This window comes from Pseudorhodoplanes sinuspersici (assembly GCF_002119765.1).
Taxonomy (GTDB): domain Bacteria; phylum Pseudomonadota; class Alphaproteobacteria; order Rhizobiales; family Xanthobacteraceae; genus Pseudorhodoplanes; species Pseudorhodoplanes sinuspersici.
In genome coordinates this window covers 4,399,240-4,418,421 of record NZ_CP021112.1, presented here as the reverse complement: position 1 = coordinate 4,418,421, position 19,182 = coordinate 4,399,240, and the positions used below count along the sequence as shown (strand labels likewise).

19 protein-coding genes are annotated in these 19,182 nt (G+C 61.4%); 5 read left to right on the top strand and 14 right to left on the bottom strand.

Going from position 1 to position 19,182, the window contains the following annotated elements:
* Positions 1-70: 70 nt before the first annotated feature.
* The 3 genes from CAK95_RS21455 to CAK95_RS21445 form a co-directional block, all read right to left on the bottom strand.
* On the bottom strand, positions 71-325 hold the full coding sequence (locus CAK95_RS21455) for a hypothetical protein (RefSeq protein WP_086089771.1): 255 nt from the start codon (positions 323-325) through the stop codon (positions 71-73).
* A gap of 58 nt (positions 326-383) precedes the next feature.
* Positions 384-905 (bottom strand): hypothetical protein, encoded by a 522-nt coding sequence (locus tag CAK95_RS21450; RefSeq protein ID WP_157699695.1) that lies wholly within the window; start codon positions 903-905, stop codon positions 384-386.
* A gap of 94 nt (positions 906-999) precedes the next feature.
* Entirely contained in the window at positions 1,000-2,490 is a 1,491-nt protein-coding gene (locus CAK95_RS21445) for an RluA family pseudouridine synthase (protein ID WP_245303484.1), read from the bottom strand.
* Between the two features lie 244 nt (positions 2,491-2,734).
* Here CAK95_RS21445 and CAK95_RS21440 point away from each other — a divergent pair, with 244 nt between their 5' ends.
* On the top strand, positions 2,735-3,601 hold the full coding sequence (locus tag CAK95_RS21440; RefSeq protein WP_086089768.1) for an alpha/beta hydrolase: 867 nt from the start codon (positions 2,735-2,737) through the stop codon (positions 3,599-3,601).
* Here the strand turns inward: CAK95_RS21440 and CAK95_RS21435 are convergent.
* The 3 genes from CAK95_RS21435 to CAK95_RS21425 all read right to left on the bottom strand — a co-directional run bounded on the left by CAK95_RS21435 (position 3,585) and on the right by CAK95_RS21425 (position 7,937).
* Positions 3,585-4,769 (bottom strand): GGDEF domain-containing protein, encoded by a 1,185-nt coding sequence (locus tag CAK95_RS21435; RefSeq protein WP_086089767.1) that lies wholly within the window; start codon positions 4,767-4,769, stop codon positions 3,585-3,587. The genes CAK95_RS21440 and CAK95_RS21435 overlap by 17 nt on opposite strands.
* Positions 4,770-4,987: 218 nt before the next feature.
* Positions 4,988-6,322, bottom strand: coding sequence for a replication-associated recombination protein A (locus tag CAK95_RS21430; RefSeq protein WP_086089766.1), 1,335 nt, complete (start codon positions 6,320-6,322; stop codon positions 4,988-4,990).
* Positions 6,323-6,509: 187 nt separating this feature from the next.
* Positions 6,510-7,937: a DegQ family serine endoprotease gene (locus tag CAK95_RS21425; protein WP_086089765.1), complete on the bottom strand. Its 1,428-nt coding sequence runs from the start codon at positions 7,935-7,937 to the stop codon at positions 6,510-6,512.
* A 186-nt stretch (positions 7,938-8,123) separates the two neighbouring features.
* On the opposite strand from CAK95_RS21425, the gene CAK95_RS21420 reads away from it, so the two are divergent.
* From CAK95_RS21420 to CAK95_RS21410, 3 genes are all read left to right on the top strand, one after another.
* Positions 8,124-9,695 carry a spermidine synthase gene (locus CAK95_RS21420; RefSeq protein ID WP_086089764.1) on the top strand — a complete coding sequence of 524 codons (1,572 nt, stop codon included), beginning with the start codon at positions 8,124-8,126 and terminating at the stop codon, positions 9,693-9,695.
* Positions 9,696-10,022: 327 nt separating this feature from the next.
* Entirely contained in the window at positions 10,023-10,487 is a 465-nt protein-coding gene (locus CAK95_RS21415; RefSeq protein ID WP_086089763.1) for a tripartite tricarboxylate transporter TctB family protein, read from the top strand.
* A gap of 21 nt (positions 10,488-10,508) precedes the next feature.
* On the top strand, positions 10,509-12,023 hold the full coding sequence (locus tag CAK95_RS21410) for a tripartite tricarboxylate transporter permease (protein ID WP_086089762.1): 1,515 nt from the start codon (positions 10,509-10,511) through the stop codon (positions 12,021-12,023).
* 74 nt (positions 12,024-12,097) lie between these two features.
* Here CAK95_RS21410 and CAK95_RS21405 read toward each other — a convergent pair whose 3' ends face one another.
* Positions 12,098-12,472: a winged helix-turn-helix transcriptional regulator gene (locus CAK95_RS21405; protein ID WP_086089761.1), complete on the bottom strand. Its 375-nt coding sequence runs from the start codon at positions 12,470-12,472 to the stop codon at positions 12,098-12,100.
* Positions 12,473-12,619: 147 nt separating this feature from the next.
* Between CAK95_RS21405 and CAK95_RS21400 the strand changes: the two genes are divergently transcribed.
* Complete coding sequence (locus CAK95_RS21400; RefSeq protein WP_086089760.1) at positions 12,620-13,636, top strand: zinc-binding alcohol dehydrogenase family protein; 1,017 nt, start codon at positions 12,620-12,622, stop codon at positions 13,634-13,636.
* Between the two features lie 53 nt (positions 13,637-13,689).
* Here the strand turns inward: CAK95_RS21400 and CAK95_RS21395 are convergent, their stop codons facing one another.
* The 7 genes from CAK95_RS21395 to secY form a co-directional block, all read right to left on the bottom strand.
* Positions 13,690-13,983 (bottom strand): DUF1330 domain-containing protein, encoded by a 294-nt coding sequence (locus tag CAK95_RS21395; RefSeq protein WP_086089759.1) that lies wholly within the window; start codon positions 13,981-13,983, stop codon positions 13,690-13,692.
* Positions 13,984-14,112: 129 nt separating this feature from the next.
* The gene (gene rplQ, locus CAK95_RS21390; RefSeq protein WP_086089758.1) at positions 14,113-14,535 is read right to left on the bottom strand and encodes a 50S ribosomal protein L17; all 423 of its coding nucleotides are present in this window, start codon (positions 14,533-14,535) and stop codon (positions 14,113-14,115) included.
* Positions 14,536-14,662: 127 nt separating this feature from the next.
* The gene (locus CAK95_RS21385) at positions 14,663-15,694 is read right to left on the bottom strand and encodes a DNA-directed RNA polymerase subunit alpha (protein WP_086089757.1); all 1,032 of its coding nucleotides are present in this window, start codon (positions 15,692-15,694) and stop codon (positions 14,663-14,665) included.
* Positions 15,695-15,797: 103 nt separating this feature from the next.
* Entirely contained in the window at positions 15,798-16,187 is a 390-nt protein-coding gene (gene rpsK / locus CAK95_RS21380; protein ID WP_086089756.1) for a 30S ribosomal protein S11, read from the bottom strand.
* A 51-nt stretch (positions 16,188-16,238) separates the two neighbouring features.
* A complete protein-coding gene (gene rpsM / locus CAK95_RS21375) occupies positions 16,239-16,607 on the bottom strand; it encodes a 30S ribosomal protein S13 (protein WP_086089755.1) in 369 nt (122 codons plus the stop codon).
* Between the two features lie 170 nt (positions 16,608-16,777).
* Complete coding sequence (locus CAK95_RS21370; RefSeq protein WP_086089754.1) at positions 16,778-17,716, bottom strand: adenylate kinase; 939 nt, start codon at positions 17,714-17,716, stop codon at positions 16,778-16,780.
* Positions 17,713-19,044, bottom strand: coding sequence for a preprotein translocase subunit SecY (gene secY, locus CAK95_RS21365; RefSeq protein ID WP_086089753.1), 1,332 nt, complete (start codon positions 19,042-19,044; stop codon positions 17,713-17,715). The genes CAK95_RS21370 and secY overlap by 4 nt, the downstream gene beginning before the upstream one ends.
* Positions 19,045-19,182 lie beyond the last annotated feature (138 nt).

The window sequence follows — 19,182 nt, the reverse complement described above, 5'->3', positions numbered from 1 at the left end:
GGCCACAATATGCAACTATTTGGTTGCATGTCAAGGCAACGCCAAAATGCGCGGATTGGTTCGCTGCTAATCACCTGGTTTTGCGAGAGGAATGTCTGCGATTGGCGTTCACGACATGCAGGCGATTGACGGTGAGATCGTCGATCTCCAGCGACCGGACGCGCGCCTTGCCGACGATCAAACGGCCGATGGCAAACGCGCCGATGGCCGCAGCGCCGAGCGCCAGCGCGCCGACAGCCAAGGCGCCCGCGGCGGCCGTGCGCGCAGTCAAAGACGGCGAGAGCGCCGCTTGCGGCAGAGTCCGTTGTGAAAGCTGACGCGCCATCGCTGTCCAACCGGAGAGACGGTAAAAAGTTCCGCCGCGGACAGCTCCAGCCGTTGCCTCAGCGATTGACGCAGCTGCGCGTGAAGGTGCCGAGCTGCCCTGGCCGTACTCCCGCGGCGCTGCCGGCATGCACACAGCTCGCCGCGCGACCCTGGAAACTCTGGCCGGCCGGGCGCGGCGGCGTAACGGCAATCGCTCCGCCGGTTCCTCTCACGCCAGGCACCGGCGCAGCTCGCGACGCCGGATAAGCCTGTGTGGGAGCCGTGCCGATGGTTGGTGCCGTACCGAGCGGCGTCAGCGGCGACTGGTAGGTAGGGATCGTCGAGAACGTGGACGAACCGCGCACGCGGCGGGTTGTCTTCCTGGCCTCTTGCACAGGACGCGATTGCGGTTCCGCTTCCGGCGGCGTCACTTGCTGCACAGGCGGGCGAGCGCGCCGTGCGCCGGGCTCCGGCTTCATGATCGAATAAGGATACTCATCCAGGCCGGTGCGATCTTGCGCCTGCGCTGCAGAACCAGCAACACAGAAGCAAATCGCAAGCAAAACAGGAGCTTTGAGGTGTTTTCGCACGTCGATCATCCAGAGCCTCAGATTGTGCTTCAGCAGCAATGCTTGAAGCACGGTTCCATATAGGAACGCGCGAAGGCTGTTTCAGGTCCCTGATTGCGATCAACTATCCTTCCGGCGCGTCTTCAATCGGATCGTACCGGCTGGCATCCAGCCCGAGCAGATTCCAGGTCTGCTGCATATGCGGTGGCAATGGCGCCGTGGCATCGATCACGCCACCGCGTGGATGCGGCACCGCGATCCGCCGCGCCAGAAGATGCAGGCGGTTCTGGATACCGCCCGGCAATTCCCAATTTTCGATGTTGAAGTATTTCGGATCGCCGACGATCGGATGGCCGATATGCGCGAGCTGCACGCGCAATTGATGCGTGCGTCCGGTGACCGGCTTCAGCGACAGCCAGGCCAGCCGCGCCGCCGCCGTTTCCACCACCGCATAGTAGGTGATGGCGTGGCTTGCACCCTCTTCGCCATGCTGGGCAACGCGCATGACGGAATCGTCCTCGCGTTCTTCCTTCGCCAGATAAGTGGAGATGCGGCCCTGTTTCGGCTTCGGGACGCCGGGCACCAGCGCCCAGTAGATCTTGCGCGCCGAGCGCGAGCGGAAGGTCTTGGCCAACGCCGCGGCGGCAAACCGCGATTTCGCGATCAGCAGACACCCGGCCGTATCCTTGTCGAGCCGATGCACGAGGCGCGGACGCTGTCCGTCCTTGGTGCGGATAACGCCAAGCATGCCATCGATATGGCGTGTAGTGCCGGAACCGCCCTGCACCGCGAGCCCGGCCGGCTTGTTCAGCACCATCACGTCGTCGTCTTCAAACAGGGTGATGGATTTCAGGAATTGGCGTGTCTCTTCGTCCTTGCCGCCTTCGGGACGCGGCTTTTCCGGATCGAGCCGCAACGGCGGAATGCGCACCGATTGCCCAGCTTCAAGACGATCCTTCGGCTCGACGCGCTTGCCATCGACGCGCAGCTGGCCTTTGCGAATGATGCGCTGGATATGACTGAAGGACAGGCCGGCAAAGCGCGCTTCGAGAAAACGGTCGACGCGCATGCCGTTCTCGTCGGGCGTCACTTCGACGGTTTGTACGGCCGCGCTGAGTTGTACAGCCGGTGTTTCGGCCGCGATCTCCGGCTGATCGATGTTGCGTTCAGGTTGCCGGCGTTCTGGCGATCTGCGCTCGAAGGGTTTGCGATGTTCCGGCCGACGATCCGCCATCTGTTTGCGGTCGGTGAATTTGCGTTCGGTGCGCTGGCGATCTGTTGACTTGCGGTCGCGATCCGTAGGCTTGCGGCCATCGGACTTGCGATCATCAGGCTTGCGCCCGCGCGATAGGCGCTCGGATCCATGCTCGAAGGATTTTTCTTCGCCATATTTGCGCGCCGGACGCTTGTGCCCGGACGGCTTCCGTTCAGACGACTGATACTCTGAAGACCTGTCGTCTGCAGGCCTGCGCTCCGGTCGGCGTTCCGAAAACTTGCGATCGGAAAACTTACGCTCCCGAAATGTCGCCTCGCTTCGTTCGGAGAATGTCCGGCCGGAAGGTTTACGGTCGGAAAGTTTACGGTCGTCTTGGCGGCCGCGCTCTTCGGTCCGCACGTCACGCGGTTCCGACCGCCCTTTGAGCGGGCGCGATGGCTTATGCGGCCGTCCCCCTTCCGGGCGGCGATGCTGTTTCGAGGGCGGGCGGTTCCGGCGCGATGTCATGGCGGCGCCTTAGCACAAAATGGCTTGCCGAAAGCGAAACTTCGATGCCTATGAAGCGCTCTTCGCCTGCTGCGGCGGTTCCGGCGCCCTGCGCTGTCGCCTGCGGCTCATAAAAACAAGCCCAAGGTCACGTCCCATGTCCCCAGACATCGCCGCACAGATCGCCGCCATCGGCCGCGTCATCGATCCCGCCAAGACCGGCGCGATCTATGCCGCCATGCACGACAAGGAGCCCTATCCGGGTGTGACCGTCGTCCGCAACATCCAATACGGACCGGCAGAGCGCAACATCCTCGATGTCTTCACCGCGCAAGGTGCGACCGGCACCCGGCCGGTGCTGGTTTTCGTTCATGGCGGCGGCTTTACCGGCGGCAACAAGCATACGCCCGGCACGCCCTATTACGACAATGTCCCGCTCTGGGCCGCACGCAACGGCTTGGTCGGCGTCAACATCACCTATCGGCTGGCGCCCGAAGGCCCGTGGCCGGCGGGCGCGCAAGATGTTGGCGCCGCCGTGCGTTGGGTGATCGACAATATTGCGACCTTTGGCGGCGATCCGTCGAAAATCATCCTGTTCGGACATTCGGCCGGAGCTACCCATGCCGGCACCTACGCGGCCATGCCGCAGTTCCACGGTCCGAGGGGCATCAGCCTCACCGGGCTGATCCTGACCTCCGGCATCTACGACATGACGACCTTCCCGCTGACCGACAATTACCGCTCCTATATCGGCGACGATGCTTCGCTCTATGCCGAGCGCTCGCCGATCAACGGCCTCGACAAACTGGGCATTCCTTCCATGCTCGTTTATGCCGAACGCGATCCGGGACCTTTCGTCTCGCAATTCGAAAAGCTGGCTGCCGCAATGGCGAATGCGCCGGGCGGCAAGCCACGCACGCTGCTCCTCGATCAGCACAGCCACCTGTCGCTCGGCTATTCGATTGGTACGGACGATACGGCGCTAACGGGGCCGATCCTCGAATTCATCAAGAGCTTGAAATAGCGACGCGCTCACGATCGAGCGGTTCTGCCATCCGGTACAAGGCGGCATCGTCGAAGACCGTGCGGTTTCGTCCCGTCGCCTTGGCTTGATACAGCTGCGTGTCAGCACGCTCGAGCAGTTCGAAAAGGTCATCGCCTGGCCTCACCTCGGCAATACCGAAACTCGACGTCACGCGTTTGCCGGCGGGAAGACATGCAAATTCGACCTCCGACCAATCAACGCGCAGGCGCTCCGCAAGCCGATACGCGTCATCCCGGGTTGAGCCCGGCAGCAGAATGGCAAACTCCTCGCCGCCAATCCGTCCCGCAAGGTCGGATGCACGAATGGCCACCCTGAGGAAATCACCAAAAACCCTTAAAACCTCGTCGCCGGCCGCATGTCCGTAACGATCGTTAATCTCTTTGAAGCGATCGAGATCGCAGGCCACCAGGCTACAGGGTGTATATTCCGCCTTAGCCATCAGAGATGAAGCACGGTTTTCGAAAGCGCGACGGTTGAGCACACCGGTCAACCCATCGACCTCGCCCTCCCGGCGCAAGTCGTCGATCACGTCGGACAGCGCCGCCGCAAGCACAGTCAGCGCAAGGCCTGCGCCCAGCACCGCCAGTGACAAATGCAGCGCATGCCAGAACAGCGATGCACCAAACGCTTTGACGCCGACTGGCGCGCTGAAGCCGATTGTCAGCACCGTACGGACGAAAAAGTGAACGCTGAAGGCAAGCAGCACCCAAAACAGCACGCGATCGACACGCCTGCCGCGCATCAGATGCGTCAAGAACAGAGCGGCGACGAGGAAGATGAGCCCGTATCCGAAGTTCTGGATATAGACGCGCACGAGCACGTTCGGCGCGATATAGGCAAAATACCACAGGCCACCCATGATGGCCGTGAGGAAGACGAGATCAAGCGGAAGACCGAACCGCTTGCCGGACCTGCGGACAATCGCCTCCGCCGTAAGCAGCACCGCTAGTGTGTAGAAAAGGCCGGACAGCAACGCATTCGGACCGACGCCGGGGGGCCAGGAAAACACCTGGACGATCACGCCCAAGGCGAACAGGACCGGGGCGGCCGCAAGGAGAAGCAGGTAGTGACGCTTCTTTTCGATGATCCAGGCCCACAGGAAGGCAAGCCCGAAGACGCTGAGGATCCCCGGCCCGATCAGGGCCATCGTGGTTCTCGAAATGGATTCGTCCAATTTCTGCGTTACCCCCCAAGTCCAGCCGATCTTCACCGGGCGTCGTCAGCGCCGGGCTGCCGCCCGCCGCAGTCCAACCGGTAAAGACACGTCGTCTAGCCTGCGCCGATCCTCCGATGTGTCACTGTTTCGTGAGCCGCCTTGCCGAAGCGATGGACGCAAGGCCCGCTCTTCCGGAAAGCGCTGGCACGCTACGACGAATTGCGCTCTTTGCGCAGCTTGGCCCAGTAATCCAGCCGCTTGCGGATCTCGCGTTCGAAGCCGCGCTCGGGCGGATCGTAGAATGTCTGGCGCGGCAAGGCGTCGGGGAAATAATTCTGGCCAGAAAACGCTTCCTGCGTGTCGTGGTCATAGGCATAGCCGCGGCCATAGCCCTCATCCTTCATCAAGCGCGTCGGCGCATTGAGGATGTGCTTGGGCGGCAGCAGCGAGCCGTGCTCCTTGGCGGTGCGCATCGCCGCGCCATAGGCCGTATAGCCGGCATTCGATTTGGGCGCGGTGGCGACATAGATCACCGCCTGTGCGATGGCGAGCTCGCCTTCGGGAGAGCCGAGGAAATCGTAAGCATCCTTGGCGGCATTGCAGATCACCAGCGCCTGCGGATCGGCGAGCCCGATATCCTCCACCGCCATCCGCACGACGCGCCGCGCGATATAGAGCGGGTCTTCGCCGGCATCGAACATGCGCGCGAGATAATAGAGCGCCGCATCGGGATCGGATCCGCGCACGGATTTATGCAGGGCCGAAATCAGATTGTAATGCCCGTCCTGGCCCTTGTCGTAGATCGGCGCTCTGCGCTGCACGATATTCTGCAGCCCGGCTTCATCGAAGATTTCACCGGCGCGCGCGGCGCGCCACACTTCTTCGACCAGCGTCAGAGAGGCTCTGCCATCACCATCGGCCATGCGGATCAGCGAGGCCCGCGCATCCGCATCGAGCGGCAACGGCTTGCCCTCGATCTCTTCGGCGCGCGCCAGCAGCTTTTCGATCGCCGCTTCGTCCAGCGAACGAAACACCAGCACGCGCGCACGCGAGAGCAGCGGCGCATTCAGTTCAAACGATGGGTTTTCCGTGGTGGCTCCGACAAGCACGATGGTGCCGTCTTCCATCACCGGCAGGAATGAATCCTGCTGCGCGCGATTGAACCGGTGAATCTCGTCGACAAACAGCAGCGTGCCTTGCCCGCTCTCGCGCCGCGCGCGCGCCTGCTCGAACACTTTCTTCAGATCGGCAACGCCAGTGAAGATCGCGGAAATCTGCTCGAAATGCAGGTCGGTTTCCTGCGCCAGCAATCGCGCCACCGTGGTCTTGCCGGTGCCGGGCGGCCCCCAGAACACCAGTGAGCCGAGCGAGCGCGTCTCCAGCATCCGCGTCAGCGTGCCGTCGTGCCCAAGCAGGTGGTCCTGCCCCACGACCTCCAACAGTTTCTGCGGACGCAACCGATCGGCCAGCGGGCGCGGCGCATTCTTGTCCAGCCCTGCCGCGGTGAACAGGTTGGGGCCGCTTTGCTTGGCGCGCGGCGTCATGAGCGGTCTCGTGTCCCGGGCGCACAGCAACGTGAAACGCTGCCGTGCAGAACCGGGACCCAGATATTGCAAAACTGAAGGATGGGTCCCGGCTTAGCAGTGCACCGCCATAGCGCGTCGAAGACGCGCGTAAACGCGCTTGCGGCGCTGCACTGCATCCGGGACACCCCAGTGGTGCAACCGGTACTCATCCCCCGAACTGCGCCGTCACCTGACGGCCGTTGCGCAGGATGGTGATCTGCCACAGGCGATTGGTATCACGCGTGACCCTTTCGAGTTGTTTGCTCGTTTCTACCTTTTGTTCGTTGATCGCCAGCACAACGTCGCCACGCTGAAAGCCGAGACGCTGTGCCGGCGAGCCGCCGGCGATCTCGAGCACCACAACGCCTTCGGTCGACGGATCGAGCCGCAACTCGTCCGCTAATGCCGGCGACAGATTGCCGACCTTGGCCCCCGTCAAGGGCGAGCGCGCCTTGATGACGATCTCCTCCCGCGGCCGCTCCGGTGCCGTCACCAAGGCAACGGCGAGCGTCGTTTCATTGGCGCCGCGCAATACGCCGACCTGCGCGTTGCCACCCAGCGGCCGCAGTCCGAAGCGATAATCGAACCCGTTCTGGTCCTCCACCGATTGGCCATCGATCGACACGATCACGTCACCGGATTTCAGCCCGGCCTTCGCCGCCGGCGAGTTGGACGAGACGCTTGCGACCAGTGCGCCGGAGGCGCGCTTGAGGCCCAGCCCCTCGGCGATTTCCGGTGTCACGTTCTGCAGTTTCGCGCCGAGCCACGGCCGCTTCACCGCATTGCCGCCGCCTTTCGCGGACGCTGCGACCACCTGCACCATGTTGGCCGGAATGGCGAAGCCGATGCCTTGTGAGCCGCCCGAGCGCGAAAAGATCGCTGTATTGATGCCGACCAGCTTGCCCGACAGATCGACCAGCGCGCCGCCGGAATTGCCGGGATTGATCGCCGCATCGGTCTGGATGAAAAACTGGTAATCGGTGATGCCGACCTGCGTGCGCGCCAGCGCCGAGACGATGCCATGGGTCACGGTCTGGCCGACACCGAACGGATTGCCGATCGCCAGCACCACGTCGCCGACCTGCAACTCGTCCGAATTGCCGAACTCGACGGCAGGAAAACGCTCCTTGCCCGCGTCCTTGATCCGCAGCACGGCAAGGTCGGTGCGGGAATCCTTCAAAACGATCTCGGCCTCGAATTCGCGCTTGTCGGCGAGCGAGACCTTCACTTCGGTCGCGCCTTCGACCACGTGATTGTTGGTGATCATCAGACCGCTCGGATCGACGATCACACCGGAACCGAGCGAGCGTTGCATCTGCTCGCGCGGGATGTTGCCCGGCGCGCCGAAGAAGCGGCGGAACAATGGATCGTCGAACAGCGGATTGCGAACTTCGACCGCACGCGCAGCATAGACGTTGACGACCGAAGGCGTTGCCCGTTTCACCACCGGGGCGAACGACAGTTTCAGTTCCGCGCCGCTGCGCGGCACCACGCGATCCTGAACGCGATCTTGGGCGTGGGCGGCAGGAGCCAGTGTCAGCGCGGTCAGAGCCAAAATGCCGAGAACGGTCCGGAGGGAGCGACGATCTGTCATAGGAAATCCCGTAGCGAATCTGCGGTCAGATATAGGCCGGAGCTTGCGTCAATAGAAGGGCCGGCGCGTACACATGATGTTCATCGGCTGGAGCGAATAATTCAACGAGAGCAACTGCTTGTACCGGGCAGTGAAAGTCGCCGATAATCCGGTTCAACGGCAGGATTCAGTGTCGAGGAGACCTTCGTGAGCGAAATTCCGGGCAGAACCGCGGCCGCGGCGGTGATCATCTATGTCGTCGCCTTCGTGGTGGGGGCCATCGTCATGAGCTTCGAAATGCTCGGCTCGCGCTACCTCAACCCCTATTTCGGAAGCGGCATCTATACTTGGGCCTCGCTGATCTCGACCGTGCTGCTGTCACTGACCGTCGGCTATTTCATCGGCGGCTGGCTGGCAGACCGCACGCCCTCCCCGCGCGTCCTCGGCATTACCGTCCTGATCGGCTCCCTCTACATCCTCGTGCTGCCGGCCTTCTCCCAGCCGATGCTGGAAGTCGTGCTGAATGCGATCGATGATATCAAGATCGGCAGCCTCGTCTCCGCGATCACCATCCTGTTCTTCCCGGTGACATTCCTTGGCATGTATTCGCCATTCGCAATCCGGCTGCTCCTGAAATCGCCGGCGTCGAGCGGCATGGTGTCGGGCACGGTCTATGGCGTCTCCACCGCAGGCTCGATTATCGGCACGCTGGGCACCACCTTCTACCTCATTCCGACCATGGGCTCGCGTGCGATCACGCTCTCGCTCGGAACGGCCGGGATCGTTGCCGCATTATTGCTGATCATGCTCCCCGCGCTCACCCGGCAGAACCGCAACGCCGTCGCATTATCGCTGCTGGCCCTCCTTGCCGCGTTCGCTGGCAACGAGGCGCAAGCCGATACGCTGGTCAACGAAAAGCTGCGCAGCGAACTTCTGAAAAAGCCGGACGGTCAGCTCACGCGGATCGAGACCGAATACAACGACATCTTTATTCATAAGCGCCGCAACGAAATCACCATGTCGTTTCAGCTCAAGGGCTGGAACTACACCGAGTCGGTGACCAACCTGCGCGATCCCGATGACCTTCCTGTCGCCTATACCCAATTCATGACGGTCCCGGTGATCTATCCGGCCGAGCCGAAAAGCATCCTGATGATCGGCCTCGGCGGCGGCTCGATCTCGACCTATCTCGGCCGCGCGATGCCGAGCGTACAGATCGACACAGTCGAGATCGATCCCGGCGTCATCACCGCTGCGCGCAACTATTTCGGCATCACGGATTCCGACCGCGTCAAATATTTCGACGCCGACGGCCGCGTCTATCTCAATCGCAACAAGAAGACATACGACCTGATCCTGGTCGATGCGTTCCACGGCGGTTTCGTGCCGTTCCATCTTTTGACGAAGGAGTTCTACCAGCTTCTCAAGAATCGGCTGAATCCCGGCGGCGCAGCGGCGTTTAACGTGCATGACGGCACGAAGCTTTATGCCTCGACGGTGTTGACACTCGGCGACGTCTTCAAGCGGGTCGATCTCTATCCGTCCGGCGAAGGCGAAGTGATTACGGTGGTCACCGACGCCGAGATTTCGCCGGAGACTCTTTCACAGCGCGCCGAGGCGATGCAGGAACAATACAAGTTCCGCTATTCGCTGCCGAAGATGATCGGCAAGCGCATTGCCGATGTGAAATCGCAAACCAAGCGCGGCGAAATCATCACCGACGACTTCGCCCCCGTCGATCTCTATGGCGCGATCGGCGGGCCAGAGAAGAAGAAATAAAATAGACGCTCCATTTGCTTCCGCTGTCTGTGTGCGCTGAATTGTCGCGCTCGCACGAACAAGCAGTCGATATCACTGCCGTGAGCACTTCGCCTGTTGCCACACCTTGAAGAAACAAGCCTCGCGAATGAATTTCGACACGCCCTAGCGCGCGTCTTCGGCCCCAAGTGTCTGAGCTACCTGTCAATGTACACAGGGTATCGGCAGGGAATACGTGTGGCAGGTTGGCCGTAAACAGGAGGCGCGTCCCGCATAAATCGTGCTGGACAAAGTCCCCTGCTTGCTTCCCCAAATAGACATCCAACGCCACGACGAGGCTGATCATTCATGCAGACCCGTGATTATCGCGACATCATTGGCGGTGCCGCTTTGATCGCGCTGGGCGTATTTTGTGCTGTTCATGCAGCGCAGAATTTACCGCTCGGCACTGTCACTCATATGGGCCCAGGCATGTTTCCGATGGCACTCGGCTACATCCTTGCCGGCCTCGGCGTGCTCGTCGCCGTCCCTGCATTGTTCAGGCCAGGTCGTCTGCCTCAGCCTGATTATCGCTCGTTGGCCGCCGTCCTCGTCAGCACACTGCTGTTTGCGCTCACCATCAGGACCGCAGGCCTCGTGCCAGCGATCGTGCTGCTAACCTTAGCGGCCGTTCTCGCTGACAATAAGCTTCGATTTGTCGAAGCAGCGCTTCTCAGCGCGGCGCTGTCATTACTGGCGGTGCTTATCTTCCGTGTCGGTCTCGGCATGCCGATACAGCCATTCATATGGCCGTCTTTCATTCCGTCATTCTGACGAACGGCCGCGAGGACATTCATGTTTGCGAGCTTCATCGACAATCTGACGATCGGGCTGACGGTCGCTTTCTCCCTGTCCAACCTGTTTTATTGTTTCGTCGGCGTTCTCCTCGGGACGCTGGTCGGCGTATTGCCGGGCATCGGCGCACTCGCGGCGATCTCGCTGTTGCTGCCGATCACGTTTCATCTCGACGCAACGTCCGCGATCGTCATGCTGGCCGGCGTGTTCTATGGGGCGAGTTATGGCGGCTCTACCGCGTCGATCCTGCTCAATCTGCCCGGCACGCCTTCGGCCGCAGTCGCCTGTCTCGATGGCTATCCCATGGCCAAGCAGGGCCGCGCTGGCGTCGCGCTCTTGATGACCACGGTCGCATCCTTTATCGGCGGCAGCATCGGTATCGTCGTCATGATGCTGCTGTCCCCGCTGATCGTGAGCGCTGCGCTGAAATTCGGGCCGGCCGAATATTTCTCAATGATGGTGTTGGGATTGGTCGCGGCTTCGACCATCTCGAGCGGCTCCGCTCTCAAGGGCATCGCCATGGTCGTGCTCGGCATTTTGCTCGGCACCGCCGGCTCCGATCTTGAGACGGGAGCTGGGCGCTTCACTTTCGATATCCCTGAATTATACGATGGCGTGAGCCTTGTCGTCGTCGCCATGGGTCTTTTTGGCGTTTCCGAGGTTATCGCAAGCATTCGTACGATCCGGCGCGGGGAGATTGACCGCAAGAGCATCACCTTTCGTTCGATGATTCCCACCCGCGACGAAGTCCGCCGCTCCTGGATGCCGATATTGCGCGGTACGGGCCTCGGCTCATTCTTCGGCGCGCTGCCCGGGACCGGGGGTGTGATCGCCTCTTTCATGGCCTATGCGATCGAAAAGAAAATCGCACGCGATCCCTCCCGATTCGGAAAAGGCGCGATCGAAGGCATTACGGCACCGGAAGCCGCAAATAACGCGGCCGACCAGACCGCGTTCATTCCGACCATGACGTTGGGCATTCCAGGCAATGTCGTCATGGCGCTGATGCTCGGCGCGCTCACCATCCACGGCATCGTGCCGGGCCCGCAACTGATGGCCAAACATCCGGACATGTTCTGGGGCCTGGTCATGAGCTTCTGGATCGGCAATGTTCTGCTCGTGATCCTGAACGTACCGCTCATCGGCCTATGGATCAGGCTTTTGGTGATCCCCTATCACCTTTTGTATCCCGCCATCCTGATGTTCGTCTGCATCGGCGTTTACAGCATCAATAACAGCCCCTCCGACGTCGTAATGGTCATGGTGTTTGGAGGGCTCGGCTATGCCATGCGTCTGGTCGACTTTCAGCCCGCTCCGCTGCTCCTCGGCTTCGTACTGGGGCCGCTGATGGAGGAAAACCTGCGCCGCACGTTATTAATCTCGCGCGGTGACTTCATGGTGTTCCTGGAACGCCCGATCAGTGCCACCGTCATGGCCATTACGGCTGCTCTGCTGGCATGGGCGGCGTTCGGTGCATTGCGCCGCCGGCCGGCCAAGGCGATCGAGGCAACGTAAGCTGACAACAAGCAAACACGGATCTTTCCGCGCCGATAAGGCAAAAGGCAACCCACCAGCGAAGACGTATCAAGTCATGCCGCGCGGGCACGCCGCTTGCGCGGCTCTGCAGTCTCCCTGGACTGCCGGGCGAGATAGGCTTCACCCCAGAGCCGCAACGCTTCGATCACCGGCTGCAGACGCCTTCCCTCGGCCGACAAGCCATACTCCACGCGAGGCGGCACCTCAGCATAGACCGTGCGGGTGATCAGGCCGGACGTTTCCAGCGAACGCAATTGCTTGGTCAGCATGCGCTGGGTGATGGCATTCAGTTTTTTGCGTAACTCGCCAAACCGGAGTGTGCCGTCCTGCAGGTGATACAGAATCACGCCCTTCCATTTGCCGTCGATCAGATCGAGGGTCGCCTCCACCGGACAGCCGGGTGCGCAATCATATCGTTTCGTTTTCATGACGCGTCATTTCCCCGCGAAAACGGCTATTAGTATCCAAATGGTCCCTATCTACACTTCAGGGCAGTACTTGTATTCCTAGCAGAAAACACGCAAGTCACCACAACCTTCATTCTCAATTCCGGTCTCATCGCGCGGATGCCAATCATGAAAGCCGTCGGCTATCACAAGTCCCTTCCCATTGCGGATGCGCAATCGCTGATCGATGTCGATCTCCCCGTCCCGACGCCGGCGGGACGCGACCTGCGCGTTGCGGTGAAAGCGATTTCGGTCAATCCGGTCGATACCAAGATGCGGGTGCGGTCAGCGCCGTCCGACGGTGAAACGGCGGTCCTTGGCTGGGACGTCGCAGGCGTGGTCGATGCCATCGACCCGGACGTGACGATGTTCAGGCCAGGCGACGAAGTCTGGTATGCGGGTGCGATCGACCGGCCGGGCGCAAACGCGCAACTGCATCTCGTGGACGAGCGCATCGTCGGACGTAAGCCGGCATCACTCTCGTTCACGCAGGCCGCGGCCCTGCCGCTGACGACGATCACCGCCTGGGAGTTGCTGTTCGACCGACTTGCCGTTCGCCCGGGCAAGTCACCCGATGATCGAACCCTGCTGATCATCGGCGGCGCCGGCGGCGTCGGATCGATCCTCATTCAACTGGCGCGGCGCCTCACCGGGTTGACGATTGTCGCCACGGCCTCGCGCCCGGAAACCACGCAGTGGTGTCTCGATCTCGGCGCGCATGCGGTGATCGATCACAGCAAGCCGCTGCGTGAGCAGATCGACAAGCTGAAAATCCCGCCGGTCAGCCTCGTCGCCAGCCTGACCAACACCGACCAGCATTTCGAAGCGATTGTCGATCTGATCGCACCACAGGGTCATTTCGGACTGATTGACGATCCGGCAACGCTCGCGGTGTCGCTGTTGAAGCGCAAAAGCGTCGCGCTGCATTGGGAATTCATGTACACGCGCAGCCTGTTCCAGACCGCTGACATGATCGCGCAGCATAATCTGCTCAACGATGTCGCGGCGCTGATCGACGACGGCGTTGTCAGGTCGACGCTTGGCGAGGAGTATGGCGCGATCAATGCCGCCAATCTGAAGCGCGCGCATGCCATGCTGGAAAGCGGGCGCGCCAAGGGCAAGATCGTGCTGGCGGGATGGGATTGAGAACGCTTATGCCGGTGACATGACCTGCCGGATTCGAAAAGTTGTGGCGGCAATCAACCGGGGACACCCTCGACGAAGATCAGCCGGCGCTCCAGCGCATCGCGGCGCACCTTTAGCGCCTCGGCATATTCGGGAGAGCGGTACCACTGGCGCGCGGCCTCCATCGACGGAAATTCGACGATGATCATCGTGCGCAGCTCACCGCTGCCTTCGACCAGTTCGGCGGCCCCGCCGCGAACGAGATAACGGCCGCCATAGCGTTCGATCGTGTCCTGCGCAATCGCCCGATATTGTGCCACCAGCGCCGGATCGCGGAACTCCACTTCCGATATCACATAGGCCGCCATCGATTTCTCCTCAGAGTCCTTTCCAGCTTTGATGGAAGTAACGCCGGGCTCCGGATTTCGACGATTGGCACAAACAAAAAAAGCGGCGCTTGTGTGCGCCGCTTTTTCAAATCGGTTCGGCAGGCAGCGTTACGCTGCGGCCGCGTCCTCAGCTTTGGCCTGCACCGGACCTGAATCCTGGCCCTTTGCATCCTCGTCGCGATCGACGAATTCGATCACCGCAACCGGAGCGGAATCGCCGTAGCGGAAACCAGCCTTGATGATGCGGGTATAGCCGCCGTTGCGCTCCTTGTAGCGGGGGCCAAGCACCTCGAAGAGCTTCTTGACCATGCCGACGTCGCGCATCTGCGCAACAGCCTGCCGGCGCGCATGCAGGTCGCCGCGCTTGCCCAGCGTAATCAGCTTCTCAACAACCGGGCGAAGCTCTTTCGCCTTCGGCAGCGTGGTGATGATCTGCTCGTGCTTGATCAGGGCTGCGCACATGTTGCCAAACATCGCCTTGCGATGCTCGGCGGTCCTGTTGAGTTTCCGGTGAGCCTTGCCGTGACGCATTGAACTATTCCTTCTCTTCTCTGTGTCGCGACAATCCGCCGGACTCTCTGCTCAGGTGGGCTTCCTGCGTTCGCCCTTTACAACGTCATGGCCGGACGAAATCCAGCCATGACGGGTCAACTCAAACTCAGTAATGGTCCTCGAAACGCTTGGCGAGGTCGTCGATATTCTCCGGCGGCCAGCCAGGCACTTCCATACCGAGGTGCAGGCCCATCTGCGCCAGCACTTCCTTGATTTCGTTCAGCGACTTGCGGCCGAAATTCGGGGTCCGCAGCATCTCGGCTTTGGTCTTCTGAACGAGATCGCCGATATAGACAATGTTGTCGTTCTTCAGGCAGTTGGCCGAACGCACCGACAATTCCAGTTCGTCCACCTTCTTGAGGAAGGCCGGGTTGAAGGCGAGATCGGGGATCGACTCGGCGACGACTTCCTTGCGCGGCTCCTCGAAATTCACGAACACGTTGAGCTGGTCCTGCAGGATGCGTGCAGCATAGGCGAGCGCGTCCTCAGGCGACACCGCGCCATTGGTTTCGATCTGCAGCGTCAGCTTGTCGTAATCGAGGATCTGACCTTCGCGGGTGTTCTCGACCTTGTAGGAGACCTTCTTCACCGGCGAATACAGGCTGTCGACCGGGATCAGGCCGATCGGCGCATCCTCGGGACGATTGCGCTCGGAGGCGACATAGCCCTTGCCGGTATTGACGGTGAATTCCATGCGGATCTCGGCCCCCTCGTCCAGGGTGCAGAGCACGAGTTCCGGATTGAGGATGACGATATCGCCGACGGTCGAGATGTCGCCGGCGGTCACGATGCCGGGGCCGGACTTCTTCACCACCATGCGCTTGGGGCCTTCGCCCTGCATCTTGATGGCGATGTCCTTGATATTGAGGACGATGTCGGTCACGTCCTCGCGGACGCCGGCAATCGACGAGAATTCGTGCAGCACACCGTCGATATGGACTGACTGCACAGCGGCGCCCTGCAGCGAAGACAACAAAATGCGCCGCAGCGCATTACCAAGTGTGAGACCAAAGCCGCGCTCAAGCGGTTCTGCGATCAGCGTCGCCTCACGACGCGGATCGGCACCCGCCGACACCTGCAGCTTGTTCGGCCTGATCAGTTCCTGCCAATTTTTCTGGATCGTCACGTTTGCACCCATCGCCTTAAACGGCTCGGTCTTGTTCTGCGAAACCCACGCCCGCCCCGTGAGAGGTGTCGGCGGCGGCAGACGAATACGCCCAGCCGCCGGGTTGTCGTATCGCTTATACGCGGCGCCTCTTGCGCGGACGGCAGCCGTTATGCGGGATCGGCGTCACGTCGCGGATCGAGGTGATCGTGAAGCCCGCCGACTGCAGCGCGCGAAGGGCTGATTCGCGTCCCGAGCCCGGGCCCGACACTTCGACTTCAAGCGTGCGCATGCCGTGTTCCTGCGCCTTCTTGGCGGCGTCTTCGCTCGCAATCTGCGCGGCGTAAGGGGTCGATTTGCGCGAGCCTTTGAACCCCATCGTACCAGCCGTCGACCAAGCAATCGTATTGCCTTGTGCGTCGGTTATGGTGATCATGGTGTTGTTGAAGCTGGCATTCACATGCGCGATGCCGGAGACGATATTTTTGCGCTCGCGGCGACGGACGCGCGTCACTTCCTTTGCCATTCTCGTTCCTTTCGCGGCTCCGGTTCGCGACCCGGAGCGACCAATCCGAAATTACTTCTTCTTGCCTGCAATCGCCTTCGCCGGCCCCTTGCGGGTACGGGCGTTGGTGTGCGTGCGCTGACCGCGCACCGGCAGGCCCCTGCGGTGACGCAGACCGCGGTAGCAACCGAGATCCATGAGACGCTTGATGTTCATTGCCGTTTCGCGGCGCAGATCGCCCTCGACCGTATAATCGCGATCGATCATCTCGCGGATCTGCAGCACCTCGGCGTCGGTGAGTTGCGACACACGCCGTTCATACGGAATGTGTAGCTGCTGCATGATGTCGTCGGCTGCTTTCTCGCCGATGCCATGAATGTATTGAAGCGCGATGACGACGCGCTTGTTGGTCGGAATATTGACACCTGCGATACGGGCCACGATCTCGCTCCATGTGCCGACAGTCGGTCAGGACTGCCGATCAACCTTTCTGTTCTGTCCGTGTCTCCGGAGGGGACCGCAATAATTTAGCACGACACCCTGCCCCCGCCTCTTTCGGGGCCCGGTATCGCGCGTACGTTCTCCCACTGAATGACGCGGTATGTACGGATTCAACGACGCTTCGTCAACCTCCGGCCGCGGCCGGAACGGGCTTTTGAAGCCCGATTCCGGGTCGAGTTCCTCGTCTTGACCGCCTTGCGGCGGGTGGTTGCACTTTTGGCCGCTTTCGCGGCTTTGGTGCGTTTAGCCGCCTTTCTGGCCGGCTTCTTCTTGGCGGCGGCCTTGCGGACGACACCCTTAGATACCTTTTTCGCCTTTTTGGCGGTCGACTTGCCAGTCGCGCGCCCTGACGCGCCTCCTGAAGCACTTCTTGGCGCGGTCCGCGCAGCCGGCTTGCGGCCTGCCGGGCGGCGACCAGTCGTCACCCGGGCCCGGCGTTTGCCCGTAGCAGCGGCCTTCCGGCGCGGTTTCGACGCCAGAAGCTGCCCGATCGCTTCGGTCACCTCATCGATCGGCGCCATGCCATCGGTGGCCTTGTGCAGGCCTTTCTGGCGGTAGTAATGCGACAGCGGCGCCGTCTGGAGGTGGTAGGCAGTCAGGCGCTTGCCGAGCGATTCGGCATTGTCATCGGCCCGGACGGGTTCGCCACGCGCCTGCATGTCCGCGATTCGCTTCTCGATCCGCTGCAGCAGGATGCTGTCATCGACCATCAGCTCGATCACGCCGTCGAGCTTCAGGCCCTTCCTCGCCAGCAGCTTTTCCAGCGCTTCGGCCTGGCCGACCGTGCGCGGAAACCCATCGAGAATGAAACCATTCTTCGCGTCGGGCTGCTCGATCCGGTCAGCGATGATATCGACCACCACATCGTCCGGAACAAGCTCGCCGCGCGCCATGATATCCTTGGCGCGCTGTCCTACTGGCGTGCCGGCCGCAACCGCGGCGCGGAGCATATCGCCAGTGGAAAGCTGCACGATGCCGTGCTTCTCAACCAGCCTCTGCGCTTGAGTGCCCTTACCCGCCCCCGGCGGTCCGAGCAGGATCAACCTCATCTACGTCGCCCCCGCAACTTCGATTTCTTGATCAGGCCTTCGTATTGGTGTGCCAGCAAGTGTCCCTGAACTTGTGCGACCGTGTCCATAGTCACCGTCACCACAATCAACAGCGATGTGCCGCCGAAATAGAACGGCACAGCCGCATACGAGATCAGGATTTCCGGGATAAGGCACACGATCGAAATGTAGATTGCGCCAATCACCGTGATGCGCGTCAGCACGTAATCGATATATTCGGCGGTGCGCTCGCCCGGACGGATGCCCGGAATGAAGCCACCATGCTTCTTCAGATTGTCCGCGGTCTCGGTCGGGTTGAACACGATCGCGGTGTAGAAGAAGCAGAAGAATACGATCAGCGAGATATACAGCACGAGGAACAGCGGCCGTCCGTGGCTGAGCTGCGTCGTGATCGTGGTCAACCAGCCCGATCCCTGCCCGGCGGCGAAGTTCGCCATCGTGGTGGGCAACAGCAGCAGGGATGACGCGAAGATCGGCGGGATCACGCCCGACGTGTTGAGCTTCAGCGGCAGATGCGAGGACTGGCCCTCGAACATGCGGTTGCCGACCTGGCGCTTCGGATACTGGATCAACAGGCGGCGCTGGGCGCGCTCCATGAACACGATGAAAGCGGTGACGACGATCGCCATCACGATCACGACCAGGATCAGTCCGGTGGACAGCGCGCCCTGGCGGCCGAGTTCAAGAGTTCCGGCGATGGCCGACGGCAGCTCGGCGACGATGCCGGCCATGATGATCAGCGAAATGCCGTTGCCGATACCGCGCGAGGTGATCTGCTCGCCGAGCCACATCAGGAACATGGTGCCGCCCGTCAGAGTGATCACGGTCGAGATGCGGAACATCCAGCCCGGATCGCTGATCACATTGCCGGCGCCTTCAAGGCCGATGGCAATGGCATAGGCCTGGAACACGGCCAGCACCACGGTCAGGTAGCGGGTGTATTGATTGATCGTCTTGCGGCCCGCCTCGCCCTCTTTCTTCAGCGCTTCCAGCGTCGGCGACACCGTCGTCATCAGCTGAATGATGATCGAGGCCGAGATATACGGCATGATGTTCAGCGCGAAAATCGCCATGCGCTGGATGCCGCCGCCGGCGAACATGTTGAACATGCCCAGAATGCCGCCGGCCTGGGTGCGGAAAATCTGTTCCCACGCGGACGGATCAATACCCGGCAGCGGAATATACGTGCCGAGCCGGTAGACCAGCAGAGCGCCAAGCGTGAACCAGATACGCTTCTTCAACTCCTCGGCTTTTCCAAGCGCCGAGAAGTTGATGTTGGCTGCCAATTGTTCCGCTGCAGAGACCATGCTCGCTCCTGACCCCGTCTAACCCCGTCGCCCTGCAGGCGTCATATGGGGCTCACGTCGAGGCTTTGCCTGCACCCTTGGCTGGCTTTTCTGCCTTGGTGTCGGCCTTGGCGTCAGCCTTTTTCTTGCCACCCTTTG

Excerpts from the sequence above, each read along its gene's own strand:
- CAK95_RS21455 (WP_086089771.1), bottom strand. The coding sequence starts at position 325 with ATGGCGCGTCAGCTTTCACAACGGACTCTGCCGCAAGCGGCGCTCTCG.
- CAK95_RS21450 (WP_157699695.1), bottom strand. The coding sequence starts at position 905 with ATGATCGACGTGCGAAAACACCTCAAAGCTCCTGTTTTGCTTGCGATT.
- CAK95_RS21440 (WP_086089768.1), top strand. The coding sequence starts at position 2,735 with ATGTCCCCAGACATCGCCGCACAGATCGCCGCCATCGGCCGCGTCATC.
- CAK95_RS21435 (WP_086089767.1), bottom strand. The coding sequence starts at position 4,769 with ATGGCCCTGATCGGGCCGGGGATCCTCAGCGTCTTCGGGCTTGCCTTC.
- CAK95_RS21430 (WP_086089766.1), bottom strand. The coding sequence starts at position 6,322 with ATGACGCCGCGCGCCAAGCAAAGCGGCCCCAACCTGTTCACCGCGGCA.
- CAK95_RS21425 (WP_086089765.1), bottom strand. The coding sequence starts at position 7,937 with ATGACAGATCGTCGCTCCCTCCGGACCGTTCTCGGCATTTTGGCTCTG.
- CAK95_RS21415 (WP_086089763.1), top strand. The coding sequence starts at position 10,023 with ATGCAGACCCGTGATTATCGCGACATCATTGGCGGTGCCGCTTTGATC.
- CAK95_RS21410 (WP_086089762.1), top strand. The coding sequence starts at position 10,509 with ATGTTTGCGAGCTTCATCGACAATCTGACGATCGGGCTGACGGTCGCT.
- CAK95_RS21405 (WP_086089761.1), bottom strand. The coding sequence starts at position 12,472 with ATGAAAACGAAACGATATGATTGCGCACCCGGCTGTCCGGTGGAGGCG.
- CAK95_RS21400 (WP_086089760.1), top strand. The coding sequence starts at position 12,620 with ATGAAAGCCGTCGGCTATCACAAGTCCCTTCCCATTGCGGATGCGCAA.
- CAK95_RS21395 (WP_086089759.1), bottom strand. The coding sequence starts at position 13,983 with ATGGCGGCCTATGTGATATCGGAAGTGGAGTTCCGCGATCCGGCGCTG.
- rplQ (WP_086089758.1), bottom strand. The coding sequence starts at position 14,535 with ATGCGTCACGGCAAGGCTCACCGGAAACTCAACAGGACCGCCGAGCAT.
- CAK95_RS21385 (WP_086089757.1), bottom strand. The coding sequence starts at position 15,694 with ATGGGTGCAAACGTGACGATCCAGAAAAATTGGCAGGAACTGATCAGG.
- rpsK (WP_086089756.1), bottom strand. The coding sequence starts at position 16,187 with ATGGCAAAGGAAGTGACGCGCGTCCGTCGCCGCGAGCGCAAAAATATC.
- CAK95_RS21370 (WP_086089754.1), bottom strand. The coding sequence starts at position 17,716 with ATGAGGTTGATCCTGCTCGGACCGCCGGGGGCGGGTAAGGGCACTCAA.
- secY (WP_086089753.1), bottom strand. The coding sequence starts at position 19,044 with ATGGTCTCTGCAGCGGAACAATTGGCAGCCAACATCAACTTCTCGGCG.